Raw genomic sequence first — 24,878 nt, forward strand, 5'->3', positions numbered from 1 at the left:
TACTATTTGCAGGACAGGGCAGAGTAAAAAAGACCTATTATATTTCGAAAACAGCAAAGGGATTAACTGGCATTTCAAAATTCCTTCAGAAATCCCCTGTACTTTTGTAAAATAATGAAACTACTAGTTGTAGAGGATCATGATCAGCTAAGCAGCAATATCAAGTCCTACCTCAGTAAAGAAGGATATGTGTGCGAAGTAGCTGCTAATTACCAGCAGGCCGTGGAAAAGCTGTATGCTTACAAGTATGACCTGGTGGCCCTGGATCTGATGCTGCCTGATGGGAGTGGAATGGACCTGCTACGTTCTATCAAGGAAAACTGGCCTTCATTATGTGTATTGATTATCTCGGCGAAAAATGCACTCGATGATAAGCTTCAGGGCCTCAACCTGGGGGCGGATGATTACCTGGCCAAGCCCTTTCACCTGGCGGAGCTCAATGCGCGATTGAAGGCCATCTTTCGTCGGAAAAACCAGCAAGGCGATGATAAAATTACTTTTGAGGAGATCGAAATGATTACCGATACATTTGAAGTGTTTGTGAACGGCAGGTTGCTGGACCTAACCCGAAAAGAGTTTGAACTGATCCAATATCTCATGCTCAATCAAAACCGGGTACTTACTAAACAATCCATTGCTGAACACCTCTGGGGAGATTATATGGATACCGCTGATTCATTTGATTTTGTCTATCAGCACATCAAAAACCTGAGGAAAAAAATAGCCGAAGCTGGTGGAAATGATTATTTGCAGACGGTGTATGGAGTAGGATATAAGTTTAAGAAGGTGTAGTTAGAGGATAGAAGTTAGAAGTTAGAGGTTAGAGGTTAGAAGTTGGAAGTTAGAAGTTGGAAGTTAGAGGGTTAGAAGTGTCCCCTGTTGTTAGGTAATAAGTAATAAGAAAATGAAGTTGATCTTTAAAATAACGCTGCTTTTTCTGCTGATCTCATCTGTTGTGTTTCTGATCGGGGCCACGTTCACTTACAATGCCATGAGTCGTGAAATCGAAAAGGAGGAAAAATGGTTTCTTGAAGAGAGGCTTCAGTCTGTTATGGGGTATCTGGAGCATAGAAAACCTGATCGTAAAATGGTTCGTGAAAAAATGATCATCGAGCCATTGGATAGCTTAACTGCTGAGACACGACCTGTATTCTCCGATACTCTGGTTACGCATGTTACCTTACAGCGAATAGAACCTCACCTCAAGCTCGATGTAATTAAGCGGGTAAACGGACGTGCCTATAAGATCATACTCTATGACCTAATCATTGAGGAAGATGACATAGAAGATGCGGTGAGAGAGTCAATGATCAAAACCTACCTACTCCTGCTGGGAGTTCTTTTAATACTCAGTTTTATAACGTCCTACTATGTGTTCAAGCCGTTTCAGGGCACGCTTGCTGCTATTCGTGATTTCTCTATCCGGCAAAAAGGAGAGCTGAAATTACCGAATTCATCTACTTCTGAGTTTAAGAAGCTCAATCGCTTCATCGAAGATATGACAAGTAAAGCAATGCGGGATTACCAGTCTTTAAAGGAGTTTAGTGAAAATGCATCTCATGAAATTCAGACTCCTATATCCATAGCGCAGGGAAAGCTGGAACTGCTGATGGAGTCCAATAATATTACAGAGGAGCAGATGGAACTGATCACCTCTGCCCAGCAGGCTCTACGTCGATTGAGTAAAATGGGTAATTCTCTTTCTTTACTGACCAAGATCGAGAATAAAGAGTTCTCGGATTTTACTACTGTAGACCTGAGTGAGCTCGTGAGGGCGCTCCTTTTTGATTTTAAAGAGCTGATCGAACTAAAGTCGATCACCTTGCAGTCTGAGGTCAGTTCAGATGTAAAAGTCAAAGGAAATCAGGTTTTGTTGGAGATTCTTGTTACCAACCTGCTCAATAATGCAGTCAGACACAATCATAGTGGCGGCCATATCACGGTACACCTTGACACAAAAAAACTCAGTATTGTTAATTCCGGGGAAGAGCTGAAGGGCGAAACATCAACTTTTTTTATGAGGTTTAAGAAGGGTTCTGAAAACCCCGATTCGTCGGGATTAGGTCTTTCCATTGTTAAAAAAATATGTGATGAGCATGGCTTTGAAGTGGATTACAGCATAAGATCCAAACAACATGAGTTGTCGATCAGTTGGGAAAATGTAAAATATATGTAGTTACATGAAATGAGCATAAATTTTCAGCGTCCGAAATTATACCTCGGATGATTAAAATTTTTGCGAAAGCGAACGTGACGTCCTGATTGGAGCCACGTCAGGGAGCGGTTCCATGCGTGCGAGAATTTTTGTTTTCATTTCAAAAAAAACAAAAATTTTGAACGCATGAAACTTCAGAATTGCTTCAGAATTCAATCAAGTTTCGCTCAGACTACCTCTATACCTTTGAGTCAAATTCAAAAACCAAATGCGACTAATATTAATCTTATTAACCCTTCTCCCTTTTGTGTTGTCTGCTCAGTCCTTTCAGGTAGAAGGTAAAGTACTGGATAGTGAAACCGATCAGCCATTGGAATTTGCTACCGTGAGTTTATTGAAATCTCTGGATAATAGTTTGATAACGGGTGCCATCACAGATGCCCAAGGGGCTTTCTCCATTCCTGTTCAGGCTGGTAGTTATACGGTTAGGGTACAGTTTGTAACCTATGAGGTTAGGGATATCCCCAATGTTCAGGTGGGTCCTGGGAATCCAAACGTCTCTCTCGGAATCGTATCTCTGGCCCCATCCAATAAGGAACTTGATGAGGTGGTAGTGCAGGCTGATCGGACTCAGATGCAGCTCAATCTGGATAAGAAAGTCTATAATGTTGGCAAGGATCTCAGTAATCTGGGGGGAAGCGCCTCGGACCTTTTAGATAACCTGCCCTCTGTGACGGTGGATGTGGAAGGAAATGTTCAGCTGAGAGGAAGCTCAAATGTGAAGGTGTTGATAGACGGAAAACCTTCCGGGCTGGTTGGCTTGAGCAGCACTGATGCTTTGCGCCAGTTACAAGGTAACCTGATAGAAAGTGTGGAGATTATTACCAACCCATCGGCACGATACGATGCTGAGGGGCAGGCAGGAATCATAAATATCATTCTTAAAAAGGAAAAGTCGCATGGCTTAAACGGTAGTTTTCAGGTTAGTAGCGGGTACCCGCATAATCACGGAGCTTCTATCAATATGAATTTTCGCAAAGACTGGGTAAATCTTTTTGTAAACTATGGTATTGATTACCGGCAGTCGCCGGGTAGAGGAGGAGCTTCTCAGGAGTACAGAGAAGATACTACTTACAATGACCTGATGACTAAGTTTACTGACTTGGATCGAAATCATTTAAGAGGAGGACTGGGAAATAATGTGCGATTTGGGGCGGATTTTTACCTCTCGGAGAAAACAACGCTCACCACATCGTTTCTTTACAGGTATTCAGATGAGCTTAATGATACAGAGCTTACCTATAAAGATTATAATATCAGTGATGAGTTGATTGGATATACCCGAAGAGAGGATGAGGAAACAGAGGGTGATGAAAACCTGGAATACTCACTTAATCTAACAAGAACCTTTAGTAGTGATGAGCATAAGCTTACAGCTGATGTGCAATATCAGAATAATAATGAAATCGAAAAATCGGATATTGTCCAGTATGAAGGTATAAGTGAAGAAGGTAGTACTCCGGAACTTTTCCAAAAGGTGAGAAATGATGAAGGCGAAGAACGGATCATGTTACAGGCAGACTACATACAGCCTGTTTTTGAAAATGGTAAGATTGAAGCGGGTTTTCGAAGCACCATACGTAATGTCAGGAATATCTATACAGTAGATTCCAAAGATGCAATGGAGGATGATTTCATCCGGCTGGAAGAATTTAGTACCAATTTTGCGTATAATGAAAATGTACATGCAGTATATGGAATCGTAAGTAATGAAATGGATAACCTCTCCTGGCAGGTAGGACTGAGATCGGAGACTACAGATATCGGTACGGAAAGAGAGGGAGCTGATGATCAGGGATGGAACTATACCAATTTTTTCCCAAGCGCATTTTTCACTTACAAACTTACGGAAGAAAATCAGCTGCAGCTTAGCTACAGTCGACGTATAAATCGTCCTCGGTTCAGAGAACTCAATCCATTCAGTTCATTTACGGATAATAGAAATTTTCGTGTAGGTAATCCTGAGTTACAGCCAGAGTTTACTGATTCATATGAAGTTGGGTTTCTTCAAAATCTTGAGAATTCGTCATTTTACTACGGGGTCTACTATCGGCATACGGATGGACTGATACGTCGAGTTAGTCTGGCGCCTAATGAAAACAATGAACGATACAGAGTGCCATATAACATCGGGATAAACGATGCTTTAGGCATTGAAGTAAACGCTTCTCATGAATTTACGGATTGGTACCGGGTAAGCGGAAACTTTAATTTTTACCGAAGTGAGACCAGCGGGTCAGTAGGAGATTCCATTAGTCTTGCGGCAACAGCAATTACTTTCACTACCCGGATTAGTAATAATTTCAAATTTGGAAATGATTTTAACGGACAGGTAAACGTAAACTATCGGGCGCCTGAAAAAGAAACCCAGGGCAGAGACCTGGCCGTCACGGTCATGGATATAGGATTGTCTAAAGATATCTGGAATAAAAAAGGGACTCTCTCCTTAAGTGTTCGTGATGTGTTTAACTCAAGAAAATGGAGATCGGTTACCGAGCTACCTACATTTTACGAGCGATCCACCTGGCAGTGGAGGAGAGGGCCGAGCTTTATCCTTACCCTTAACTATCGACTCAATCAAAAGAAAGAGCGTGAGGGAGGACAAGGTTATGATGGAAACGGTATGGATGATTCAGACTTTTAGTTGCATTAGTAATAGTTAGATTGATAATTGGTTAGATAGTTGATTGAACCCATCTCGTCGTTAGACGGATGGGTTTTCCTAATCATCACCTTTTATTTTTTCGTTTCTCCCAGAAGGAGGACCAAGATAAGTTTCCCCGATTTCGCCTGTTTGTATTACTATTTTCTGGAGCACAATCCCCGGGTCAATCATCCAAAACTTCAATGTGTGTTTGCCAGAGGATCGTATTTGATGAGTAGTAGTCCGGATGTTGATGTTATTAGAAACCCACTGTGCCCAGGTACCAGGATCTGACTTTTCATGCATGTTAACTACCTGGGGTGCTTCATCATCAAAAGAAGCAGCAAATTCCAGTCCTTCGTCATTGTGAAAGTTGAGGGTAGGGGACAAGTACCATTTTACGGTTACTTCATCAGGTACAGGTAGCATAACCTCATACTCAATTCTGTGGCTGTTTCCTCCCGGTTTAACCGGAGCTACTGTGACCGGGAAGGGTGTCATTCCGGATTTTGTCCTGCCAATCTGTGGGATCTCTACCCAATTGACCTTTCCGCTTTCTATTGCCCGGGTATAATCTGCCGCTTCCAGTGAGATGTAGTTATCTTCAAAGGTATTGTTCGGGATCTTACCTGCAGTAATGGCTTTACCTTCATCAATATAGACTACCTCCGGCATGTTGTTCTCATCAGGTTGTTGCCAGTACGTGTATCCTATATGGGTCTGGTCCATAAAATGATTCCATTTTCCACTATTGATCGTATGATATTGATCAGAGAGTTCCTCGTCCTTCTCGAAAAGTTTTTTTGCCTGGTCAGCGAGGTCATTGGTTCCTTTCCAGTTGTTTTCAGCAAAATACCTGTTTTTTGCAACGGTGAAATACAACTCATTCAAATTAGCGCTGGCAAGAACCGGATGGAGCACGAGCTGGAAATAAGCACTTTGGTAACCATCAGGTAGCTGGGTTCCGATTTGTCGGGCTCTTTCAGCTATCTCATTATAGTCTGTAACGATTCTTTCCCACTCCTTAAAATTGGTGAGGCTATAGGTGTCCGGAGCGAGAAGCTCAGGCTTTCTGCGGCTGTTAAAGCGTGTGTACTTTTCCAGGATATCAGCTATTTCTTTTGCAAACTCATTACCAAATTGCTGAGCAGCCCATTCCTCACCAAATTGAGGGATTTTGGCGGCCGGGATCAGCTCGGGGTTCCAGGCATAGTCTAAGAAGAAGTCAGTAGGAAACTCCATGGGTTTAATATCTCCTACATTGACAATCCACAGTTGCTTTGCTCCATATTCATAGGCCAGGTGCATTTGCTCCCAGGTTCTGGAAACCTGGTTAGTATTTATCCACTTGTAGTTTCTGGGGCCGCCTACATAGTCGTAGTGGTAGTAAATTCCGTATCCTCCTGAGCGCAGCGTATCGCCTTTTCCGGGTAGTTTCCGGATATTGCCCCAGTTGTCATCGCAGAGGAGTAATGTGACATCATCCGGCACCCGCATGCCCTTATCATAATATTCCTGTACCTCTTTGTACAAGGCCCACACCTGTGGGGTTTCTGCTGCAGATTTGCCAGTCACCTCTTCAATGATCTGCCGCTGATCTGCTACAATTTCCTCCAGGAGCGCTATATCGGCTTCTGCACTCATGGCTTCATCACCGTCGCCTCGCATACCTATCGTTACCAGGCTTTCATTATCACCCACTCGTTCCATACCTTTTCGCCAGAAGGCCCGTAGTCTTTCTTTATTGGTTTGAAAGTTCCAGTCACCTTCGCCGTGCCGCGACCACTCCACGTGTGCTCTTGAAAGCGGTTCGTGGTGAGAGGTGCCCAGAACTACACCATATTCATCTGCCAGCTCCGGGCTTTTGGGGTCATCATCGTAGATGGATCGTCCCCACATAGCAGGCCATAAAAAATTCCCCTTTAACCTCAAGGTCAGCTCAAATACCCGTTCATAAAATTTATGGTTAAAGCCTCCGTACTTTTCATGTGCCCATCCTGCGAGAGCCGGAGCCTCATCATTGATAAAAATCCCACGGTATTTAACCTTTGGTTCCCCGTAGGTGTAAGCTCCCGGTTTCATGTAAATTGACTGACGTTTTTGAATAGGCACATCGGCCCACCAGTACCACGGAGAAACACCTATAGCTTCTGACAGACGGTACATTCCATAGATAGTACCTCGCTTGTCGCTACCTGCAATGACAATTGCTGAGTCTACCCCTTCAAATGGGGACTCTACAGTTTTGATCAGGTGTTTTTCCCATTTTCCTTCCAGTGCATTTTTGTCCAGTTTACCATTGGCAACTAACTGGTCAATCAGCGGGCTCTTGCCCAGAGTACCTATCAAAATGACCGGGCCTGTTGCCAGGGAATCGGTGATCATTACAGGTTTTTTACCGGTCACATTATGGATGTCCGTTTGGAGATGAGTGGCTACCTTATGAACCCCCGAATAATCATCAGATGAGATGGTAATATGGGTGATTCTGCCGGGCACGGAAATGGTGTAGTTACCTTCAGGCTTTGTGGATACAAATGCGCCTGAGGGAAACTCAGAGTTCGCTTCGATGATGAAGTCGGCATTTGAACTAATCCTTTGTGTCTCGGACTTCTCCTGGGCATTGTTACAGGAGAGTGTAGCTATAAAAAGTGCTATCAGCAGGCTTAGGTTTTTAATAATCATAGGTTGGGGGCCGGGTTATTGTTTGGAATTTACTTTGAAAAATCAATGACTTCATGATAAGCTTTCTTTGGCTTTAATTCCTGATCAAATAATAAAGGATAATCTTTTCTGCCACGTACGGGAAAATTATCCAGCCAGCTGTGCTTATCTGAGATATTCCAAAATGTTACTGAAGTTAACACATCTTTTTTCTCCCTAAAAAGGTCAAAAATCATTTTGTACTGTTCGATCTGCTTTTGTTCTTGTTCTGCAGTGAATGCATCATTTTCGTCTGCTGCATTTCCTTCACGGGCGCTGTGTTCTTTTGGGTAGACAGACACATCCAGTTCAGTCACCTGCACGAGAATTCCCAGGTTTTCGAATGTTTCAATGGTTTCCCTGAGGTTTTCACGGGTAGGTTCATATATAGACCAGTGTCCCTGTATTCCTACACCATGGACAGGCACCCCTTTTTCCAATAAACCTTTTATAAGCGTGTAGATTTTGGACCGCTTGTCCGGATTGATTACGTTGTAGTCATTATAGAAAAGTTTCGCTTCCGGATCCGCCGCATGAGCAAATTCGAAGGCTTTTTGAATGTAGTCCTCACCAATGATCTCCATCCACCTGGAATTTCTTAAAAATTCACCGGATTGGTCAGAAACTGCTTCATTTACGACATCCCATGCATAGATTTTCCCCTTATACCTTGTGACTACAGCTTCTATATGTGATTTCAAACGATCCAGGAGCACTTCTTTGCTCACATCATCACCATTTTCATCTACAAAGAGCCACTCCGGGGTTTGATTATGCCAGCAAAGCGTATGGCCCCTTAGGAGCATCTGGTTGGTGTCTGCAAAATTCACGATCTGGTCTGCGGGCTCCCAATTGTATTGGTTTTCCTCAGGATGTATCGGACCCATTTTCATGACATTTTCAGCGGTCATGCTATTGAAATGTTGTAAAATCAAAGATGATTCACCAGATTGTTTCAGAGCCCCGGGAGATACTGCTACTCCCACAGGGAAGTATTCTTTGTAATGATCTTTTAGTCCCGGGGTCACGTTCGTGCTCGTCTTGTCTTTGTTGTCGGAAGGTGTGCTACACTGCTGTAAGAGGCAGGTTGTCAGCAATAGTCCCGTCAGGAATGAAGCAGTTTTGGTTTTCATTTTTTTTAGGTTTAGAGTCGAAGTATAAATTAGCATTCTATACAAAATTTAAGCAATCGATTGCGTTAGTAAAAAGATACTCGAATATATTTTTACACACCACTGAAAGCACTAAAACCACCGTCTATCGGCAGCACTACTCCGGTGATAAAACTGGCGGCATCTGAGCAGAGAAACTGAACAGCACCATTCAGTTCAGTAATATCTCCAAACCGCTTCATTGGCGTTTTAGTAATGACCTTTTGACTTCTTTCGGTGAGTGATCCATCTTTATTCAGTAGTAAATCCCGGTTTTGGTCTCCTATAAAGAATCCGGGCGCTATGGCATTCACACGGATTTTATCTCCATAATGTTCCGCCATCTCGCAGGCCATCCACTTGGTAAACATCTCTACTCCGGACTTGGCTACTGAGTAGCCCGGGACTCTCGTAATGGCTGAAAAAGTAGCCATAGAGGATATATTGATTATACAACCGCTGCCCTTTTTGGCCATTGCCTTAGCAAAAACAATGGTGGGGTAGATGGTGCCATGCAGGTTAATATCTATGGTTTCATCTATACCTGAAAGTTTCAGATCAAATATGCTTTCACCATTTTTCATGGTTCCTCCATTGGTATTTCCTCCGGCAGCATTAACCAGCAGATCTATACTGCCGAAATGGCCCATGATTTCTTCTGAAACGCGCTCCAGAGCAGGTACATCCAGTACATCGCACGTTTTGCCTATTACATCTGCCCCTGACGTACTCAGTTCTTTTACTCGTTTTTCTACTTTCTCACGGGTCCGGCCTATAATGACCAACCTGGCCCCTGCACAGGCGCAAGCTTTGGCAATACTCCCCCCCAACACACCTGAACCTCCGGTTATGACCGCTACTTTCCCCTCAATATTAAAATCTGATCCGGACATTAGTTTCTTGATTTCTACAATATCTCATCAAATGATGTTTTCAATGCTTGAAGTAAGGTAATTTTTCAACTAAGCACAACCGTTTGTGTAACTAACTTTGATTTTTCATAGATTTGAAAAGTTTTGGAGGGTAAACAGGGATCATTTAAGTTTAAGGGTGAAATCCCTTCGGTTTTTTTATATACATTAATCGCCGCAATTTACGAATGAAAAATAGCAAAGAGGTAACCATTTATGACATAGCTAAGGAGCTTCAGGTTTCGCCTTCTACTGTATCCCGAGCATTAAAGGATCATTACAGTATAGGAAAGAAAACGATCAAAGCTGTGAAAAAGTTGGCGAAAGAGCGCGGTTACCGCCCTAATAGCATTGCAGCCAGCTTACGATCAAACAGAACAAATAACATAGGGGTCATCATCTCATGGACCAACAGACCTTTTATATCCTCTTTAATAAGTGGTGTTGAAATAGCTGCGAATAAAGCAGGGTACAATGTCATCATATCTCAGTCACATGATAAGTTTGAAAATGAGGTGGCCAACGCTAAGGCTTTGTATGACAGTAGGATCTGTGGACTGGTAGTGTCCCTGGCAATGGAAACCACGGATTATAAGCATTTTAAAGACTTTGTTAAGGGGGATATACCGGTTGTGTTTGTGGACCGGGTAACCACAGACCTAAATACCGACACGGTTATCATTGACAATTTCTCGGCAGGACTTTCAGCTACAGAGCATTTAGTGGAGCAGGGCTGCAAAAGGATAGCCCACATAGGGGGTGCAAAGCATCGAAATGTTTATGCTGAACGTCAGCGTGGCTATCTTGAAGCCCTTCGCCAGCATGACATTCCTGTGGATGAGAACCTTGTAATTCAAAATTCACTCAGTGCCGAAGACGGTATAGAAGCGGCCAAGCTTTTGCTGAGTATGGATAACCCGCCGGATGGCGTATTTTGTGCTAATGATACTACCGCCGTGAGTGTAATCCAGTATGCAAAGAGTATAGGTGTGAAAGTCCCGGATGAACTTGCCGTTATTGGTTTTAACAATGATCCGATTTCACAGATTATTGAACCTCGATTGAGTACCGTTGCTCATCCTGCAGAAGAAATGGGGGAAATAGCGGCCAGACAGGTATTGAAGCATAAAGATGATAAGGAGGCTGTGCGCCCTGAAACCATCGTTTTAAGGACAGACATTTTGGTCAGAGAATCCTCTTTAAGAAAGAAATAAAGCTGGTATCCCGGCTTTTTTTAGCTATAAAAAAACAACTGATTGATTAATGAAAAAAAAGAAGCTTTTTAGAAACTATCTGGTTATCCTGATAGCTGTAACGTTGGTTGGTTGCAACCAGCCTGAGAAAAAATCTGATAATGAAAAAGGTAAAAAGGAAGTATTTGAAAACCCGATATTGGCTGGGTTTTATCCGGATCCAAGCATCTGTAAAGCAGGGGACAAGTATTACCTGGTGACTTCCTCCTTTTCTTATTTCCCCGGAATTCCCATTTTTGAGAGTATCGACCTGGTAAACTGGAACCAATTGGGCCATGTGATGGATCGGTCCTCTCAGCTTGATACCGAGGGGCAGGGAGTTTCCCGAGGCTTATTTGCTCCGGCTATTTCGTACAATGAAGGTGTTTTTTATTTGGTATGTACCCAGGTAGATCGTATGGGGAATTTTGTGGTCACCGCGACCGACCCTTCCGGGCCCTGGTCAGACCCAGTAAGTCTCCCGCAGGTAAATGGTATAGATCCATCCCTCTTTTTTGATGACCAGGGTGAAGCATACCTTGTGTATAACAGTATACCGCCGAAAAATGAATCTCTTTACAATGGCCACAGGACCATTCGCATGAGGTCGTTTGACAAGAATGCGCTAACTGTATCGGATGAAGAAACCATACTCGTCAATGGAGGGGTGGATATCTCCAAAGAACCCGTTTGGATTGAGGCTCCGCATATATATAAAATTGGCGAATACTATTATTTGATGTGTGCGGAAGGAGGGACCGGTTATAATCATTCTGAGGTGATTTTCAGGAGCAAAACCGTAGATGGACCTTATGATCCCTGGGACCAAAACCCAATTCTTACCCAGCGACACCTTGACCCGTCACGGAAAAATCCGGTAACCACGGCAGGGCATGCAGATATGGTTGAAACCCAAAATGGAGAGTGGTGGGCCGTGTTTTTAGCATGTCGGCCTTATGAAGGCAATCATTTTAATACCGGCAGAGAGACTTTCCTTGCACCCGTATCCTGGAAAGGTGGGTGGCCGGTGATCAATCCTGATTTTGAGGAAGTACAGTATACTTACCCAGTTCCGGATACGGAAGCTGGAACGAGTACTTTCGATTACAATGGAAAATTCTCTTTCAGGGATGAGTTTGAATCCGATTCTCTAAACCCTAATTTTATTTTCCTGAGAACGCCCAAAGAAAAATGGTATCGGTTTGATGACAGTTCTCTGAAACTGGAGCTGAGACCGGAAACGGCCAATGGGTTGTCAAACCCAAGTTTTGTGGCTCACAGGCAACAGCACTTAAAAGGTAGCGTGACTACTTCTCTTAGTTTTAGCGCTTCCGGCTCAAATGAGAAAGCGGGCCTGATTGTATTTCAAAACGAGCGTCACTACTATTTTCTGGCCCGGTCGATTCAGGATGGAAAGCCTGTGGTGGAGCTTCACAAATCGAATGATGAGGGTTCCACTATATTAAAGTCCGTTTCTTTGGATTCAACTGCGGATATCAGACTCAAAATTGAGGCGGATGGAGCAAAATATCATTTTTACTATGCTTCAGGAGGGGATTGGAACACGATTTTGGAGAATGTGGATGCCAGGTTTCTGAGTACTGAAACAGCTGGCGGTTTTGTGGGATGTGTTTATGCTATGTATGCTACTTCCAGTGGTCAACCATCAAACAATACTGCCTCTTTTGATTGGTTTGAATACTTTGGAGCTGATGAAATATATCAATGATGTAATTTGAATTTTATAATTATAAACCATGAAATGAGCATGATGCCGGGACGCGTAGTCCGGGACGCGTAGTCTCAACTTAAACATTGAGCTATACCAACAGGGTATGATCAAGTTTGGGTGGGCACGCCTAGTGGCAAACCGCCTACGCGGCACGGCTTGTTTCAGTAACTTTTGAACATATGAATAGGATAAATAAAATGTTATTAAAGAATACTTTCTTGCCCATATTGGCCTTCGGAATACTGGTGGCCTGTCAGTCTAAAAAACAGGCGAACGAGAAACAACAGGACAGCACTGCTGTGGCAGAGGAACCTCAACCAGTTTCTGATCCCTTAATCACTCATATGTATACAGCAGATCCATCAGCTCATGTATTTGATGGTAAGCTCTATATCTACCCATCTCATGATGTGGAATCAGGCATACCGGAAGACGATCTGGGAAGTCACTTTGATATGAAAGATTACCACGTTTTCTCCATGGACAAGGTAGGTGGAAAGGTTACAGATCATGGGGTAGCTCTTGATATTAAAGATGTACCATGGGCTGGCAGACAAATGTGGGCTCCTGATGCCGCTAAAAAGGGAGACATGTATTATCTGTATTTCCCAGTAAAGGACAAAGACGATATATTCCGGATTGGTGTGGCAACAAGTAATTCGCCGACAGGGCCATTTATACCTGAAGAACGCCCGATGACTGGAAGCTACAGCATTGATCCGGCGGTGTTTAGAGATGACGATGGCAGCTACTACATGTATTTTGGAGGGATATGGGGTGGCCAGCTTCAGCGATGGGCTGGCGAAGAATACAATCCTGAAGATGTATATCCCGCTGATGATGAACCAGCACTTTCACCTCAGGTAGCTAAACTTAGTGGTGATATGCTGGAGTTTGCCGAAGAACCTAAAGATGTCCTGCTGCTTGATTCAGCCGGTAACCAACTATTGACGGGTGACAATGAGCGGAGGTTCTTTGAAGCTGCCTGGGTGCATAAGTATAATGGTAAATATTACTTCTCATACTCTACAGGGGATACCCATTACATTGCTTATGCCATTGGAGATAATCCATACGGACCATTTACTTATCATGGCATCATTCTGAAACCTGTACTTGGCTGGACAAACCACCACTCCATTGTTGAGTTCAATGGCAAGTGGTATCTGTTTTATCACGACAGCTCACTGTCCGGTGGTCAGACACATTTAAGGAGTATTAAAATGGCTGAACTGGAATACAATGAGGATGGAACGATAAAGACCATCGATCCTTATCAATAAATAATTTGACCCTTACAAAAAGGGAGCAGGCATGGATGGATATGCCTGCTCCCTTTTTTATTAAAGTCCTTACGTCGAGTTCACGTTATTGGTGTCCGGGAAAGGTTTTGTTTTTGAGCCCAATTTGTATCCCAAACGAAATTCTGTGTTGATAAAACAGGCCGTGAAGACACGGTCCTGGGGCAATGGTTTTGAATATGACAAGTAGGGTTATTTACTGAATAATAATTTTTTCTGTAATAAAGTTGCCGTCTGCTGTTTGAACTTTCAGTTGATAAATACCCGACTTCAAACGCAGGTTTAAACTGGTGGACTGATCACCATTTAAGTTGAAATCCTTTACTAACTGGCCGCTCAGATTAAAAAGTTCTATTTTTTGAATACCGTTTACATACTCAATTCGGACCTTTCCGTTACTGATGGGGTTTGGAAAGAGTTTAAGTTGAGGGTTTACCTTTTCAGGTGCGTCCAGCACATCATAACAGAAATAACCGCCAGAGTTGTTGCTGACATAATTCTTTAGCCACGTCATGGCAGGTCGCTCTGAGCCATCGGTTCGGATCAGGTAGCCATCAGGTCTCCACATAGTACCTTCCCGATAGCCCCATAGTGTGACTCCATATACGGCAGGATGTTCCCATAATACCGGGAATATGCGTTTCATTTCTTCCAACTGCTCATCGTCATCAGTACTCTCTATTTCAAGTTCAGTTATATAGATAGGTAAGCTTGTCTCTGCAAGTAGATCGAGATTATTCTTCAAAGTACTGACCTGCGTATTTTCCAAACTAAAATAGTGAGATTGCAAACCGATTCCATCAATCAGGTCCCTATCCTGGAGCAATTCAATGATTTTTTTATACTGACTGACGCTATTTGAGTTATTAATGATATTGTAGTCATTGATAATAAGCTTTGCATTGGGTATGTATTCTCTCGCCATCTCGAAAGCAGTGATTACCCAGTCCCAACCTGTCTGCCCCGAACCTCCAAGTGCGGTACTTACTACTTCAGTTGCATGAAGAGGTTCATTCACTACATCGATCATGTAGGTGTCCGGAAACTCCTCCCCATATAATTTGATCCACTCTTCCACTTCCTCATACTGCTCTTGCTGCGGTATTTCTTCCAGCCACTCGGGACGCTGGCTACCCCACACTAAAGTATGTTGCTTAAACAGGAAGCCGTTCGTTTCGGCAAGCTCGTACGCTTCACGTAAGTTTGTCCAGTTCATAACATCTCTTGTGCTTTCAGTTGATCCCCATTTTCCGGCATTTTCCGGTGTTACCTGATTCCAGTAGGTTGTAAAGTCATCCTGGTTTCTGTTTCGTTGATATATGTTTCCTAAAAATTTGCATTTGTCTTTGGCTATTTGTCCGTAGCTTAAGAAGGTTATAAATAGTAGTAGAGCTGCGAGTAGCTTTTTCATATTTTTTTCAACTTATTGCTTAAAATTTTCAGAAGTTTTCCGTATTTGCTAAAAAACATTCCCCGATTTAAAACTAATTATTACTTTCGGCGATGCAACCGGTTGTGTTGTGGATTTTGTGTTCTCTGAACATTTGATCCCGTTAAAATGATGTTTTTAGACTTTTAAACAGAAGGCAATGCAATATTTAATGGAGCAAACCATGCGATGGTATGGCCCTAAAGATCCCGTTAGCCTATGGGATATTCGCCAGGCAGGCTGTACGGGGGTAGTTACAGCACTACATCAAATTCCCATAGGAGAAGTATGGACTGTTGAAGCGATACTTGCCCGGAAGAAAATGATAGAGGAGGCCGGAATGACCTGGACTGTGGTGGAGAGTTTGCCGGTACATGAAGACATTAAGAAGCAAACAGGAGACTTTCAGAAGTACATCGATCAATACAAAATAAGCCTTAGAAACCTGGCTAAGTGTGGCTTAAAAGTTATCACTTATAATTTCATGCCTATTCTGGACTGGATGAGAACTGATCCTTACTATGAGTTGCCGGACAAAAGCCGGGCTTTGTATTTCGAAAAGGATGCCTTTGTGGCTTTTGATCTGTTTCTGCTTAAGCGGCCAGGTGCGGAAAATGATTACTCACCATCAGAAATAGCCAAAGCCAAACAGCGGTTTGATGAGATGACCGATGAAGAACGGGACGCACTGTTTTTCAATGTATTGTTGGGGCTGCCGGGTAGTGATGAGCGGTTTACTCCGGAGGGTATACTAAAAGCACTTAAAACGTATGAGAATATCACTACACAAAAGCTGAAAGAGCATCTCTTCCATTTTTTAAAGGAAGTAGTGCCTGTGGCGGAGGAGGCGGGTCTTCAGCTGGCTATCCACCCGGATGATCCACCTTACAGCATTTTGGGATTACCCAGAATCGTCAGCACCGAGCAGGACCTGCAGGAAATACTGGACTGTGCTCCTTCGAGAGCCAATGGACTGTGTTTTTGTACAGGGTCTCTTGGAGTTCGCCCGGACAATGACCTTTTAAAGATGTTAAAAATGTTCAGTGCAAAGGTTCATTTCCTTCATCTGAGAAATACAAAACGGGATGCTGATGGTAACTTTTATGAAGCAGATCATCTGGACGGGGATACGGATATGGTTTCTATCGTGAAAGAAGTCCTTTCCATTATGAGTACCGGAAAGCGTTCCATACCTATGCGTCCGGACCACGGACATCAGATGTTGGATGACCTTCATAAGTCAACCTATCCGGGGTACACAGCTATTGGACGGCTCAGAGGTCTGGCGGAGTTAAGAGGAGTGGAGAGAGGCCTTTCTGCAATAAATCCACAGTAACATTTACAATTGTGAAAGAAACCTTTTAATTTGTAATCCGTATTTGATTTACAATAGTGAAATATATGAGTGAAGAACGTGTCCAATTAGGAGAATTTGAGGAGCTGGTTTTGATGATCACGGCTATTTTGCATGGTAATGCTTATGGAGTGAAGGTCATGGATGAGATCAGAGAGCAGACCGGTAGGGGCGTGAACATCAGTGCTGTGCATACGGCGCTGGATCGTATGGAAAAGAAGGGGTACCTCTCTTCTTATACCGGGGGAGCCACGGCTGAGCGCGGAGGAAGAAGTAAACGGTTTTTTAAGGTGACTAACCTGGGAGTGAAGGTGCTGGAGATTAATAACCGGGTGCGAAACGAACTTTTCAGTCAGATACCAAAGGCATTATTTAATACCTGATATGGACCGATATCCTCAGCCACCGAAATGGATCCTTCGTTTTTTGGAGTGGTTTTGTAAGCCGTGGTATGTGGACGCTATCGCCGGAGATTTATTTGAGGTATATCACCGGCAGTACCAGCACAGTCCTGCAAAAGCCAGGAGGAGTTTTGCCTGGAATGTATTGAAGTTTATTCGCTGGCGCTATATCAAGGATTTAGAAGATTTTCACCCTAAAAGCAGAGCAAGTATGTTAAAGAATTACTTTCGGGTTTCGTTACGAAGTATGCGTAAAAATACTTCCCAGTCTATCCTCAATATTTTTGGATTAGCCATTGGCATAGCGAGTTGTATGCTTATTCTCATGCACCTTACGAACCAGCTTAAATATGATAAGCACATTGAGGGACTGGATCGTATTTACAGAGTGGTGATAAACAGTGGAGGTCCTTATACTCCCGCAAGGTTGGTGAAGCAGATGCGTGCTGACTTTCCTGAAATAGAAACAGGGACGAGGGCCAACGGGACGTTTGAGGGTGTTATAGAATCAGGTGATGGTTTTGTTCGACAGCCAGGATGCATTATCGCTGATTCCACATTTTTTGAGGTCTTTCCAAATAGATTCATTTACGGTGATGCAAAAACCTGTTTAAGCCGGCCAAATACCGTGGTGCTTACCCGGAGTGTTTCCACCAAAGTTTTTGGAGAGATGAATCCGGTAGGAGAAGTCCTGAAAGCCAATGGAAAGAATTATGAGATTACAGCTGTGGTAGAGGATGAACCGGCCACAAGCACCATTCCTTATAAAGTAGTGATCGCAATTCCCTGGGAAAGCTGGGCTACTAAAGGTTGGTGGACCGGTAACAATTTCTTTTCTTACCTCAAGCTTAAAGAAAATGCAGATCCGGAGCTTCTCGAAGCGAAATTTCCGGATTTTGTAGAAAGGTATGTCGGACCAGAGTTGCTGGAGTTTAATACACAGTACGATTCTTTTGAAGCGTATCTGGCAGACGGTAACAGGCATGCTTTCAGCCTGGTACCGATGAAAGACATTCACCTGCATCACCCGCGGCTTACATTAGGAAAGCCCGGCAGCTATACTAATCTGGTCGTTTTTTCTCTTGTGGCTTTTTTCATTCTTGTGATTGCCTGTATCAATTATATCAATATGTCTACGGCTAGGTCATCACTGAGGGCTAAAGAGATTGGCATGCGGAAAGTACTCGGTTCTGTGAAGAGGCTCATTGCTCAGCAGTTTCTGATCGAATCATTTCTGGTCACTTTTATTGCTGTAGTACTGGGTATTGTAGTTGGGATTTTGGCTTTGCCATTTTTTAACCAGGTGAGTGATTCCAGTTATGCTTTGGATGACCTCATCAATGGACAAAATGCCATCTGGTTTTTGCTGATACTGATTTTTGCGGGGTTGGTTTCCGGAAGTTATCCTGCCCTTTACCTGTCTTCATTCAAACCAATTATGGCCCTGAGAGGAGAGGCTGTGAAGGGAGGAAACCGGAGGGTCCGCCAGGGGTTGGTGGTATTTCAGTTTGCTATTTCCATCTTTTTGATTGCCGCTACACTGATCGTGTACCGGCAGGTAAATTTTATGTCTAACAGGGCGCTTGGTCTGAATGCTGAGCAGACATTTATTATACAGGGAGCTAACAATGCAATGGACCAGTACGAGGCATTTAAAAATGAACTGCTGGCTCACCCGAATATTTCAACTCTTGGGATTTCAAATCAATATCCTTCTTCCTTTCTGGCAGATTGGAATTATCTGACAGAGGAGCATGAGCAGATATCACCTTACAATCTGTTTGTCTCGGGTGACATAGCCAGTGTATGGGGGCTTAATGTTATAAAAGGTCGGTTTTTTGATGACACCAGAGTAAGTGATTCTGCTACGGTGGTAGTAAATAAAAGCCTGGTGAAAACACTGGGCTGGGAAGAACCGATTGGTCAGGTGCTTTCCAGAGGGAATGGCCGGGATTTTCGGGTCATAGGGGTAGTAGAAGACTTTGTGACTGGGTCAGCGAAAAGGGGAAATTACCCTTTGCTTTTTAGAACGGCTCAGGTGAAAGACCTGACCCGAGTATCCGGTAGTGGTTATTTTATGGTAAAGGTGACCGGCGATTATCAGCCGGCCATACAGCATATGGAAAAAGTTTGGTCCGGTTTTGTACCAAAGTATCCGTTTGAAGGACTTTTTCTGGATGATTCGTTTAATCGACTATACAATGAAGAGCGGAGGTTTGGAAAGCTATTTACGGGGTTTTCTTCCATAGCCATTATTATCGCCTGCGTGGGTTTATTTGCGCTTGCGTCGTTTACCCTGGACCGCAAACGCAAGGAAATAGCTATCCGTAAGGTGATGGGGGCTCAAATGTCTAATGTGATGACCATGGTGGCTCGTAGCTTCCTGGCTCTAATATTTACAGGTGCGGTTATTGCTTTACCAACCGTATATTATTTAGGAAATAGCTGGCTGGAAAACTATGTTTATCGAATGGACATAAGTGTGGTTCACCTGGTATTACCGCTTCTGCTGGTGATCATTATAGCTTTGGTTACTATAGGTTATCAGACCTATCGCTCGGCGGCCAGCAATCCGGTAAATGCCTTAAAAGAGGAGTAGTCTTAGATGAGCTCGGTAACGTGTTCTATCTGGCCGTTATATTTTTCTACCTGTACGCCAAACTTTCTAAGGAAGTCTACTCCTTCGTCATTATCAATGCCTTTATGTTCGGCGTAGGAGTTTAGGTAGATAACTTTTTCGATACCGGCTGTGTAAATGATCCGGGCGCAGGCCAGGCATGGAGATAAAGTGACGTAAAGGGTGGAGCCCTCTACTGTCGCTTTATTTTTCACGGCGTACAAAATGGCGTTTTGTTCCGCATGAATGGCCAGCGAGCAGCCTCCTTTTGAGTCGCGCGGGCAGCCAGCCTCAGGAAACTCTTCGTCACAGTTGTGAGTGCCGGCAGGTGGTCCGTTGTAACCAATGGAAATGATCCGTGTGTCTTTGGTTAACACAGCTCCCACATGCCTCTTGATGCAGTGGCTTCTTTTGGCCAGATTAACCGCCAGCTCCATAAAAATATCGTCAAATGCAGGTCGAACCATACTTGCGAATGTACTTTAAAAAATATTTCAGTACTTACCGTTTCAGAGATAAACTGAAATTTCAGTATCAGGGAGGGAATTGGTTGACAACTTGAGAATGTGGGATAAGCCCACCCGGGATTTTCATCGGGTGGACCATTGTATCATTTTACTTCCGTGACTGTATAGCCAGCCTCCCTGAGTAGATTAATCACCCCTTTTTCAGAGGCCAGGTGTCCTGCTCCCACAGCAAAAAAGGTTGGTTTTTCCGAGGCATATTTTCCGATCTTTTCGATCCATGCTTTGTTTCTGTTGAAGAGCAGTTCGTCTTCCAGTCCTTCAAACTGCGTGGAGCTGGCCATAATTTCGTACAGTTTGTTCATGTCCTGAGCTTTGTAAGCAGCCAGAATCCGGGCAAATTCTTCCTTCATTGCAGCTTCATCTCCTGCATACTCCAGTACCCAGCTGATTTGTTCTTTCAGATCTACTTTGTCAAAGATGCCAATTTGGAATTCAACTGTTTCCAGTCCAAATATTTCTTTTTCTTTCTCCCTGGCCAGATCCATAAATGATCGCTCGTATGAAGCAGGTTGTGGACAATCTATGCTTTTTATTGCCATCATGGACACCAGGGCGAAAGGTTTTATCACCCCAAGACTGGACAGGTCTGCCCCGTAATGCTTTGTGAAGTAAGCATTCACTACTTCCAGTTCTTCTTCAGAAAGCTCACTGCTGAAGTTTTTCATTCCTTCGTTTACAGACAGTTGCTGCATCTTGCCCATAAGATCGGGATCGTCCATATCGAGCTCCATTACCAGTTGATCTGTTTCACTGAAAGCTTTTTTTGTAGCATCAGTAATAAAAAAGTCATCCGGGCAGATCATGTGGATTGTACCATACAAATAGGACGGTGACTCCAGGTCTTTACCTTCTATTTTCCAAAGCAATCCTTCCTGCTCTTTGTCCTGAGCTATAGAAAAAACAGGGACCAGTCCTGCTGAAAGAAGCAGAAGTATGGTGAGTAATTTTATGGTATTTTTTGTTAGCGTTTTCATTTTTCATTTAAGAGGTTATAATTCATAAAACTATTTTTACGGCCGTTTTAATTGAATTCATGAGATTAGTATCTCATTTTAGACGATTATTACAAAGGGTTTAAAAAATGTCATCCTGAGCCCATTTCATTATTTTCTGGTATTGATTTTGTTTAGTTTAACCGGTAAGTAGTGAATACCGTGGCAATGTGACCGGCTCAACTGCTATTTTTTAATCACCTAATCCCTGACCTATGCAAATCAACTGGTGGACCTTTCTTAACAAAACCCGTTTGAGGGACGGGGCTATTTTTCTTGCAGTTACAGCATTAATTACCCTCTTGCTTAATTATACCGTCTTTGTATTCATGCCATTTGATTTTCAGCGGGTGGTATTGTCTCTTGTAATTATTGGGCAGTTTTATCTGGCTGCGTTTATTTCCATACCCATCAAACCCACCTTTTGGCGCAGGCTTCTTTATGGGGTGATTTTCGTGTTTAACTTCTTTGTGTTTCGCGAACTGATTTTTGCTTTTAGTTCCCGCTCCGTTTCCAGGATATTTAACCTGGAAGTAGTCATCCTTATCCTGTTCCTGTTGGCGTTGTTTTCCAGGAGCATTCGCATGTATTTTTATCTGAGGGAACAGCTTGTCTTACTAAACCACTGGACGCAGCGGAAGATCCTGTTTAAGAAGCCAGAGGATCTCAGGCTAAACATGGGGAGAGAAGGAGAGATGGCGATCCATCCGAATGAACTGGTCTATATACGAACTAAAGCTGCCGGAGATCATACTAAAATCTTTGGAATAAAGCTCAGACAACCTAAGGGCGTGCAAGCCAGGCTTTTTGAACATGAAACGACAACCTACAGAAATTTCGACCAGGTTCTCAAGCTGCTCCGGCATTATCCACAGTTTAAGAAGATCCATACCAGCGCTGTCATCAATACTGTTTATCCTTTTGAAACAAAAGACGGGATTTTGAAGATCGAAGGGAGGAGGTTTAAGGTAAGGCAGGGAAATGCCTGAAGTGCACTTTTTTGTTTTATTGAAAGTCCCGAATATCTTTCCTTTTTGGGATTTAATCTATGATATCATTGAACTAGTCTTTGTCTTTTTGAAAGTTGATATTCTTTTTATTTATTTTAAATTAAGAACCTAAAATAAGTGTAGATCTTACGATTATTTATCTTTGAGTCTACTTAGGTTTCACCCGACATCAACCCTTAAATTCCAAATATGGAAGATTTCATAATTTTCGCAGTATCAGTTCTTGGAGCAGGTGCTGTACTTACCCTGGCTAATTACCTCATTTTAAAGCGATCATTGCTTTCGGTAATCGGAGTAATGATCATAGGCGTATCTGTTTGGATTGCCTTATTGACCTATTTTATTGCGACTTTTGGTTTGACACATCTTTTTTGGGTGCTTCCATTGGGCGTAGTAGTAATTGCTGCAGTTTTTGGCTATATCATCAAGAAAATCAGAAAACCTTTTGCTTCAATACTCCATACCCTTGACAGTCTGTCTTCCGGACATCTGGAAGTTGATTTTGATCCCAGGATTGGGGATAGGAGTGATGAAATTGGCCGTATTTTCAGAGGTTTTTCCAGGTATGTAGAGAAGGTTAAGAAGTCTACCATATTTGCTACGGAGATCGGTAACGGCAATTTAAATACCGAATTTGTAGCCAATGATTCAGATGCATTGGGGAATTCACTGATTAAAATGAGAGATAATATGCGATCAGTGATCGAGGATGCAAAAAATGTAGTAAAAGAAGCCTCAGAAGAAGGAAAGCTGGAGGTAAGGATAAGCACGGATGAAAAAGAGGGAGCGTGGAAAGAACTGGGGGACGCTCTAAATAGCCTTTTAGTATCATTCTCAGAGCCTTTGATGAATCTCAACAAGATCATTGTCAGTATGGCAGAGGGCGATCTAACGCACCGATATACGGCAGAGGCTAAAGGTGATATCCAAAAAATGGCCGATAATCTCAATTCAGCGCTCGATAATATAGACGGACTTCTAAACCAGGTGTCTATCAATGCTAATGTCATCGAGGAATCAACCAGTGAGATGAAAGTATCCAGTGAGGAAATGAGTACTAATACTAACGAAATAGCCTCATCTATTACTGAAATGAGCAACGGCGCTCAAATGCAGGTATCTAAGGTTGATGAAGCTTCAACTCTGATAGAAGGGATATTAAACTCGTCTAATGAGATGGGATCCAAAGCTGAAACCATTCATCATGCTGCAAAACAAGGTGTGGAAACCAGTGAAAAAGGTCTCTCACTTGTTACGGAGTTAGTTAGTGATATGGGGAATATTTCGGCTTTCGCACGAAAGACTAACGAGTCTATCAAGGTATTAACAGAGCGCTCCAATGAGATCACCCGTGTCCTGGGAGTGATTACGGACATTGCTTCTCAAACAAACTTGTTGGCTTTAAACGCTGCCATTGAGGCGGCTCAGGCAGGAGATGCCGGTCGCGGGTTTGCGGTAGTTGCCGAAGAAATAAGAAAGCTTGCTGAGGATTCAAAGAAATCAGCAAAGGAAATTGAAACGCTTGTAAAGGATGTACAGACTGATACTACTCAGGCTGCCAGTGTAATGGAAGAAATGGTGAGTAGTGTGAGTAGTGGGGAGGAGACTTCAAAGGTGGCTTCTGGGTCATTCAAGGAAATTCTTGAATCATCAAGAGAAACACTCAGTTTTTCTGAAGAAATTCTCAATGCAACAAAACAACAGATAACGGATATCAATAACGTCGTTTCTATTTCGGAGAGCATTGTTGTTATTGCGGAAGAGACAGCTGCGGGTACTGAACAAATTGCCAGCTCAGCAACGGAACTTTCATCAGGTATGAGTATATACAATCAAAAAACATTGGACCTGGCCAGTGTAGCCGAATCCTTCAAAGAGGGTATAAGTATGTTGAAGCTTTCAGGTGCGGGCAGTGATAATAAGGTGATTTTTGGCATGAAAGAAGCCTATGAGAAGGAGAAATCTTTGCTGGATTCGCTTCTTAATAATATGCCTGATTCCATATATTTCAAAGATCTGAAAAGCAAGTTTATCAGAGTTAGTAAGTCAATGCTAGACCTGCATGGGTTGAAAAGAATGGAAGATATTGTAGGCAAATCTGACTTTGATTTCTTTGGGGATCATGCTAAAAATGCATATGAAGATGAGCAAGAGATAATAAAGACCAAGCAACCCCTTTTAAATAAAATAGAAAAAGAAGACAAAAAAGACGGCTCGGTCAGCTTTGTATCCACTACTAAACTCCCACTTGTAGATCAGGAGGAAAATGTGATTGGTACCTTTGGTATTTCCAGAGATATCACTGACTTCAAAATTGCAGAGGAAGAACTAAGAGAAAAAGCTGACAAGCTTAAGCACTGCGAGGATGAGAATGAAAAGCTTAAAAAACAATTGTCGCGCTAACATAGATCTTTCCAGCATAGATTTGATTAATATAATAAATGGGCCATTTTATCGAAAAGTGGCCCTGTTTTTTTTGTTTAGGCTCATTTGGAAGGATATTGCAAATTAAACACCTGATTATTCATTGGAAAATGAATGATTTTGGTTGAATCCTTAAAGTTGCACTTTTCTGAATTTATCTGAAAGCGCAAACTAAAAATTACCACTTAAGATGATCCGCTACTTCTGCCTATTTCTAATTTCACTTTATTTACAT

17 protein-coding genes are annotated in these 24,878 nt (G+C 42.8%); 11 read left to right on the forward strand and 6 right to left on the reverse strand.

Features of this window, described 5'->3' with window-relative positions:
- The first annotated feature begins 114 nt into the window (after nt 1–114).
- The 3 genes from AC3E9V_RS07700 (at nt 115) to AC3E9V_RS07710 (ending at nt 4,859) form a co-directional block, all read left to right on the forward strand.
- Nucleotides 115–792 carry a response regulator transcription factor gene (locus tag AC3E9V_RS07700; RefSeq protein WP_488752610.1) on the forward strand — a complete coding sequence of 226 codons (678 nt, stop codon included), beginning with the start codon at nt 115–117 and terminating at the stop codon, nt 790–792.
- Between the two features lie 112 nt (nt 793–904).
- Nucleotides 905–2,176, forward strand: a complete 1,272-nt coding sequence (locus tag AC3E9V_RS07705) for a sensor histidine kinase (protein ID WP_488752611.1) — start codon at nt 905–907, stop codon at nt 2,174–2,176.
- Between the two features lie 247 nt (nt 2,177–2,423).
- Complete coding sequence (locus tag AC3E9V_RS07710) at nt 2,424–4,859, forward strand: TonB-dependent receptor (RefSeq protein WP_488752612.1); 2,436 nt, start codon at nt 2,424–2,426, stop codon at nt 4,857–4,859.
- A gap of 78 nt (nt 4,860–4,937) precedes the next feature.
- Here AC3E9V_RS07710 and AC3E9V_RS07715 read toward each other — a convergent pair whose 3' ends face one another.
- The 3 genes from AC3E9V_RS07715 to AC3E9V_RS07725 form a co-directional block, all read right to left on the reverse strand.
- Nucleotides 4,938–7,544, reverse strand: coding sequence for a glycosyl hydrolase 115 family protein (locus AC3E9V_RS07715; RefSeq protein ID WP_488752613.1), 2,607 nt, complete (start codon nt 7,542–7,544; stop codon nt 4,938–4,940).
- Between the two features lie 29 nt (nt 7,545–7,573).
- Nucleotides 7,574–8,695 carry an endo-1,4-beta-xylanase gene (locus tag AC3E9V_RS07720; protein ID WP_488752614.1) on the reverse strand — a complete coding sequence of 374 codons (1,122 nt, stop codon included), beginning with the start codon at nt 8,693–8,695 and terminating at the stop codon, nt 7,574–7,576.
- 92 nt (nt 8,696–8,787) lie between these two features.
- The gene (locus AC3E9V_RS07725; protein ID WP_488752615.1) at nt 8,788–9,606 is read right to left on the reverse strand and encodes an SDR family oxidoreductase; all 819 of its coding nucleotides are present in this window, start codon (nt 9,604–9,606) and stop codon (nt 8,788–8,790) included.
- 206 nt (nt 9,607–9,812) lie between these two features.
- On the opposite strand from AC3E9V_RS07725, the gene AC3E9V_RS07730 reads away from it, so the two are divergent.
- The 3 genes from AC3E9V_RS07730 (at nt 9,813) to AC3E9V_RS07740 (ending at nt 13,871) form a co-directional block, all read left to right on the forward strand.
- Complete coding sequence (locus AC3E9V_RS07730; RefSeq protein ID WP_488752616.1) at nt 9,813–10,838, forward strand: LacI family DNA-binding transcriptional regulator; 1,026 nt, start codon at nt 9,813–9,815, stop codon at nt 10,836–10,838.
- 49 nt (nt 10,839–10,887) lie between these two features.
- Entirely contained in the window at nt 10,888–12,585 is a 1,698-nt protein-coding gene (locus tag AC3E9V_RS07735) for a glycoside hydrolase family 43 protein (RefSeq protein ID WP_488752617.1), read from the forward strand.
- Nucleotides 12,586–12,767: 182 nt separating this feature from the next.
- On the forward strand, nt 12,768–13,871 hold the full coding sequence (locus AC3E9V_RS07740; RefSeq protein ID WP_488752618.1) for a glycoside hydrolase family 43 protein: 1,104 nt from the start codon (nt 12,768–12,770) through the stop codon (nt 13,869–13,871).
- 214 nt (nt 13,872–14,085) lie between these two features.
- Here the strand turns inward: AC3E9V_RS07740 and AC3E9V_RS07745 are convergent, their stop codons facing one another.
- Nucleotides 14,086–15,300 carry an endo-1,4-beta-xylanase gene (locus AC3E9V_RS07745; protein WP_488752619.1) on the reverse strand — a complete coding sequence of 405 codons (1,215 nt, stop codon included), beginning with the start codon at nt 15,298–15,300 and terminating at the stop codon, nt 14,086–14,088.
- Nucleotides 15,301–15,478: 178 nt separating this feature from the next.
- Here AC3E9V_RS07745 and uxuA point away from each other — a divergent pair, with 178 nt between their 5' ends.
- The 3 genes from uxuA (at nt 15,479) to AC3E9V_RS07760 (ending at nt 19,672) form a co-directional block, all read left to right on the forward strand.
- Nucleotides 15,479–16,654, forward strand: a complete 1,176-nt coding sequence (gene uxuA / locus AC3E9V_RS07750; protein ID WP_488752620.1) for a mannonate dehydratase — start codon at nt 15,479–15,481, stop codon at nt 16,652–16,654.
- Nucleotides 16,655–16,719: 65 nt separating this feature from the next.
- Nucleotides 16,720–17,055 (forward strand): PadR family transcriptional regulator, encoded by a 336-nt coding sequence (locus AC3E9V_RS07755; RefSeq protein ID WP_488752621.1) that lies wholly within the window; start codon nt 16,720–16,722, stop codon nt 17,053–17,055.
- A gap of 1 nt (nt 17,056) precedes the next feature.
- Entirely contained in the window at nt 17,057–19,672 is a 2,616-nt protein-coding gene (locus AC3E9V_RS07760; protein WP_488752622.1) for an ABC transporter permease, read from the forward strand.
- A gap of 2 nt (nt 19,673–19,674) precedes the next feature.
- Here AC3E9V_RS07760 and AC3E9V_RS07765 read toward each other — a convergent pair whose 3' ends face one another.
- Together AC3E9V_RS07765 and AC3E9V_RS07770 are read right to left on the reverse strand one after the other, a co-directional pair.
- Nucleotides 19,675–20,157 carry a deoxycytidylate deaminase gene (locus AC3E9V_RS07765; RefSeq protein ID WP_488752623.1) on the reverse strand — a complete coding sequence of 161 codons (483 nt, stop codon included), beginning with the start codon at nt 20,155–20,157 and terminating at the stop codon, nt 19,675–19,677.
- Nucleotides 20,158–20,300: 143 nt separating this feature from the next.
- Complete coding sequence (locus AC3E9V_RS07770) at nt 20,301–21,191, reverse strand: TraB/GumN family protein (protein WP_488752624.1); 891 nt, start codon at nt 21,189–21,191, stop codon at nt 20,301–20,303.
- A gap of 233 nt (nt 21,192–21,424) precedes the next feature.
- Between AC3E9V_RS07770 and AC3E9V_RS07775 the strand changes: the two genes are divergently transcribed.
- Both AC3E9V_RS07775 and AC3E9V_RS07780 read left to right on the forward strand, forming a co-directional pair.
- Nucleotides 21,425–22,198, forward strand: coding sequence for a hypothetical protein (locus AC3E9V_RS07775; protein WP_488752625.1), 774 nt, complete (start codon nt 21,425–21,427; stop codon nt 22,196–22,198).
- 210 nt (nt 22,199–22,408) lie between these two features.
- Nucleotides 22,409–24,622: a methyl-accepting chemotaxis protein gene (locus AC3E9V_RS07780; protein ID WP_488752626.1), complete on the forward strand. Its 2,214-nt coding sequence runs from the start codon at nt 22,409–22,411 to the stop codon at nt 24,620–24,622.
- Nucleotides 24,623–24,878 lie beyond the last annotated feature (256 nt).

The organism is Marinoscillum sp. HNIBRBA16962, from assembly GCF_057801515.1.

Coding starts and splice junctions, on each gene's coding strand:
- AC3E9V_RS07720 (WP_488752614.1), bottom strand. CDS start 8,695: ATGAAAACCAAAACTGCTTCATTCCTGACGGGACTATTGCTGACAACC.
- AC3E9V_RS07775 (WP_488752625.1), top strand. CDS start 21,425: ATGCAAATCAACTGGTGGACCTTTCTTAACAAAACCCGTTTGAGGGAC.
- uxuA (WP_488752620.1), top strand. CDS start 15,479: ATGCAATATTTAATGGAGCAAACCATGCGATGGTATGGCCCTAAAGAT.
- AC3E9V_RS07730 (WP_488752616.1), top strand. CDS start 9,813: ATGAAAAATAGCAAAGAGGTAACCATTTATGACATAGCTAAGGAGCTT.
- AC3E9V_RS07700 (WP_488752610.1), top strand. CDS start 115: ATGAAACTACTAGTTGTAGAGGATCATGATCAGCTAAGCAGCAATATC.
- AC3E9V_RS07745 (WP_488752619.1), bottom strand. CDS start 15,300: ATGAAAAAGCTACTCGCAGCTCTACTACTATTTATAACCTTCTTAAGC.
- AC3E9V_RS07755 (WP_488752621.1), top strand. CDS start 16,720: ATGAGTGAAGAACGTGTCCAATTAGGAGAATTTGAGGAGCTGGTTTTG.
- AC3E9V_RS07780 (WP_488752626.1), top strand. CDS start 22,409: ATGGAAGATTTCATAATTTTCGCAGTATCAGTTCTTGGAGCAGGTGCT.
- AC3E9V_RS07740 (WP_488752618.1), top strand. CDS start 12,768: ATGAATAGGATAAATAAAATGTTATTAAAGAATACTTTCTTGCCCATA.
- AC3E9V_RS07735 (WP_488752617.1), top strand. CDS start 10,888: ATGAAAAAAAAGAAGCTTTTTAGAAACTATCTGGTTATCCTGATAGCT.
- AC3E9V_RS07710 (WP_488752612.1), top strand. CDS start 2,424: ATGCGACTAATATTAATCTTATTAACCCTTCTCCCTTTTGTGTTGTCT.
- AC3E9V_RS07725 (WP_488752615.1), bottom strand. CDS start 9,606: ATGTCCGGATCAGATTTTAATATTGAGGGGAAAGTAGCGGTCATAACC.
- AC3E9V_RS07705 (WP_488752611.1), top strand. CDS start 905: ATGAAGTTGATCTTTAAAATAACGCTGCTTTTTCTGCTGATCTCATCT.
- AC3E9V_RS07765 (WP_488752623.1), bottom strand. CDS start 20,157: ATGGTTCGACCTGCATTTGACGATATTTTTATGGAGCTGGCGGTTAAT.
- AC3E9V_RS07770 (WP_488752624.1), bottom strand. CDS start 21,191: ATGAAAACGCTAACAAAAAATACCATAAAATTACTCACCATACTTCTG.
- AC3E9V_RS07715 (WP_488752613.1), bottom strand. CDS start 7,544: ATGATTATTAAAAACCTAAGCCTGCTGATAGCACTTTTTATAGCTACA.
- AC3E9V_RS07760 (WP_488752622.1), top strand. CDS start 17,057: ATGGACCGATATCCTCAGCCACCGAAATGGATCCTTCGTTTTTTGGAG.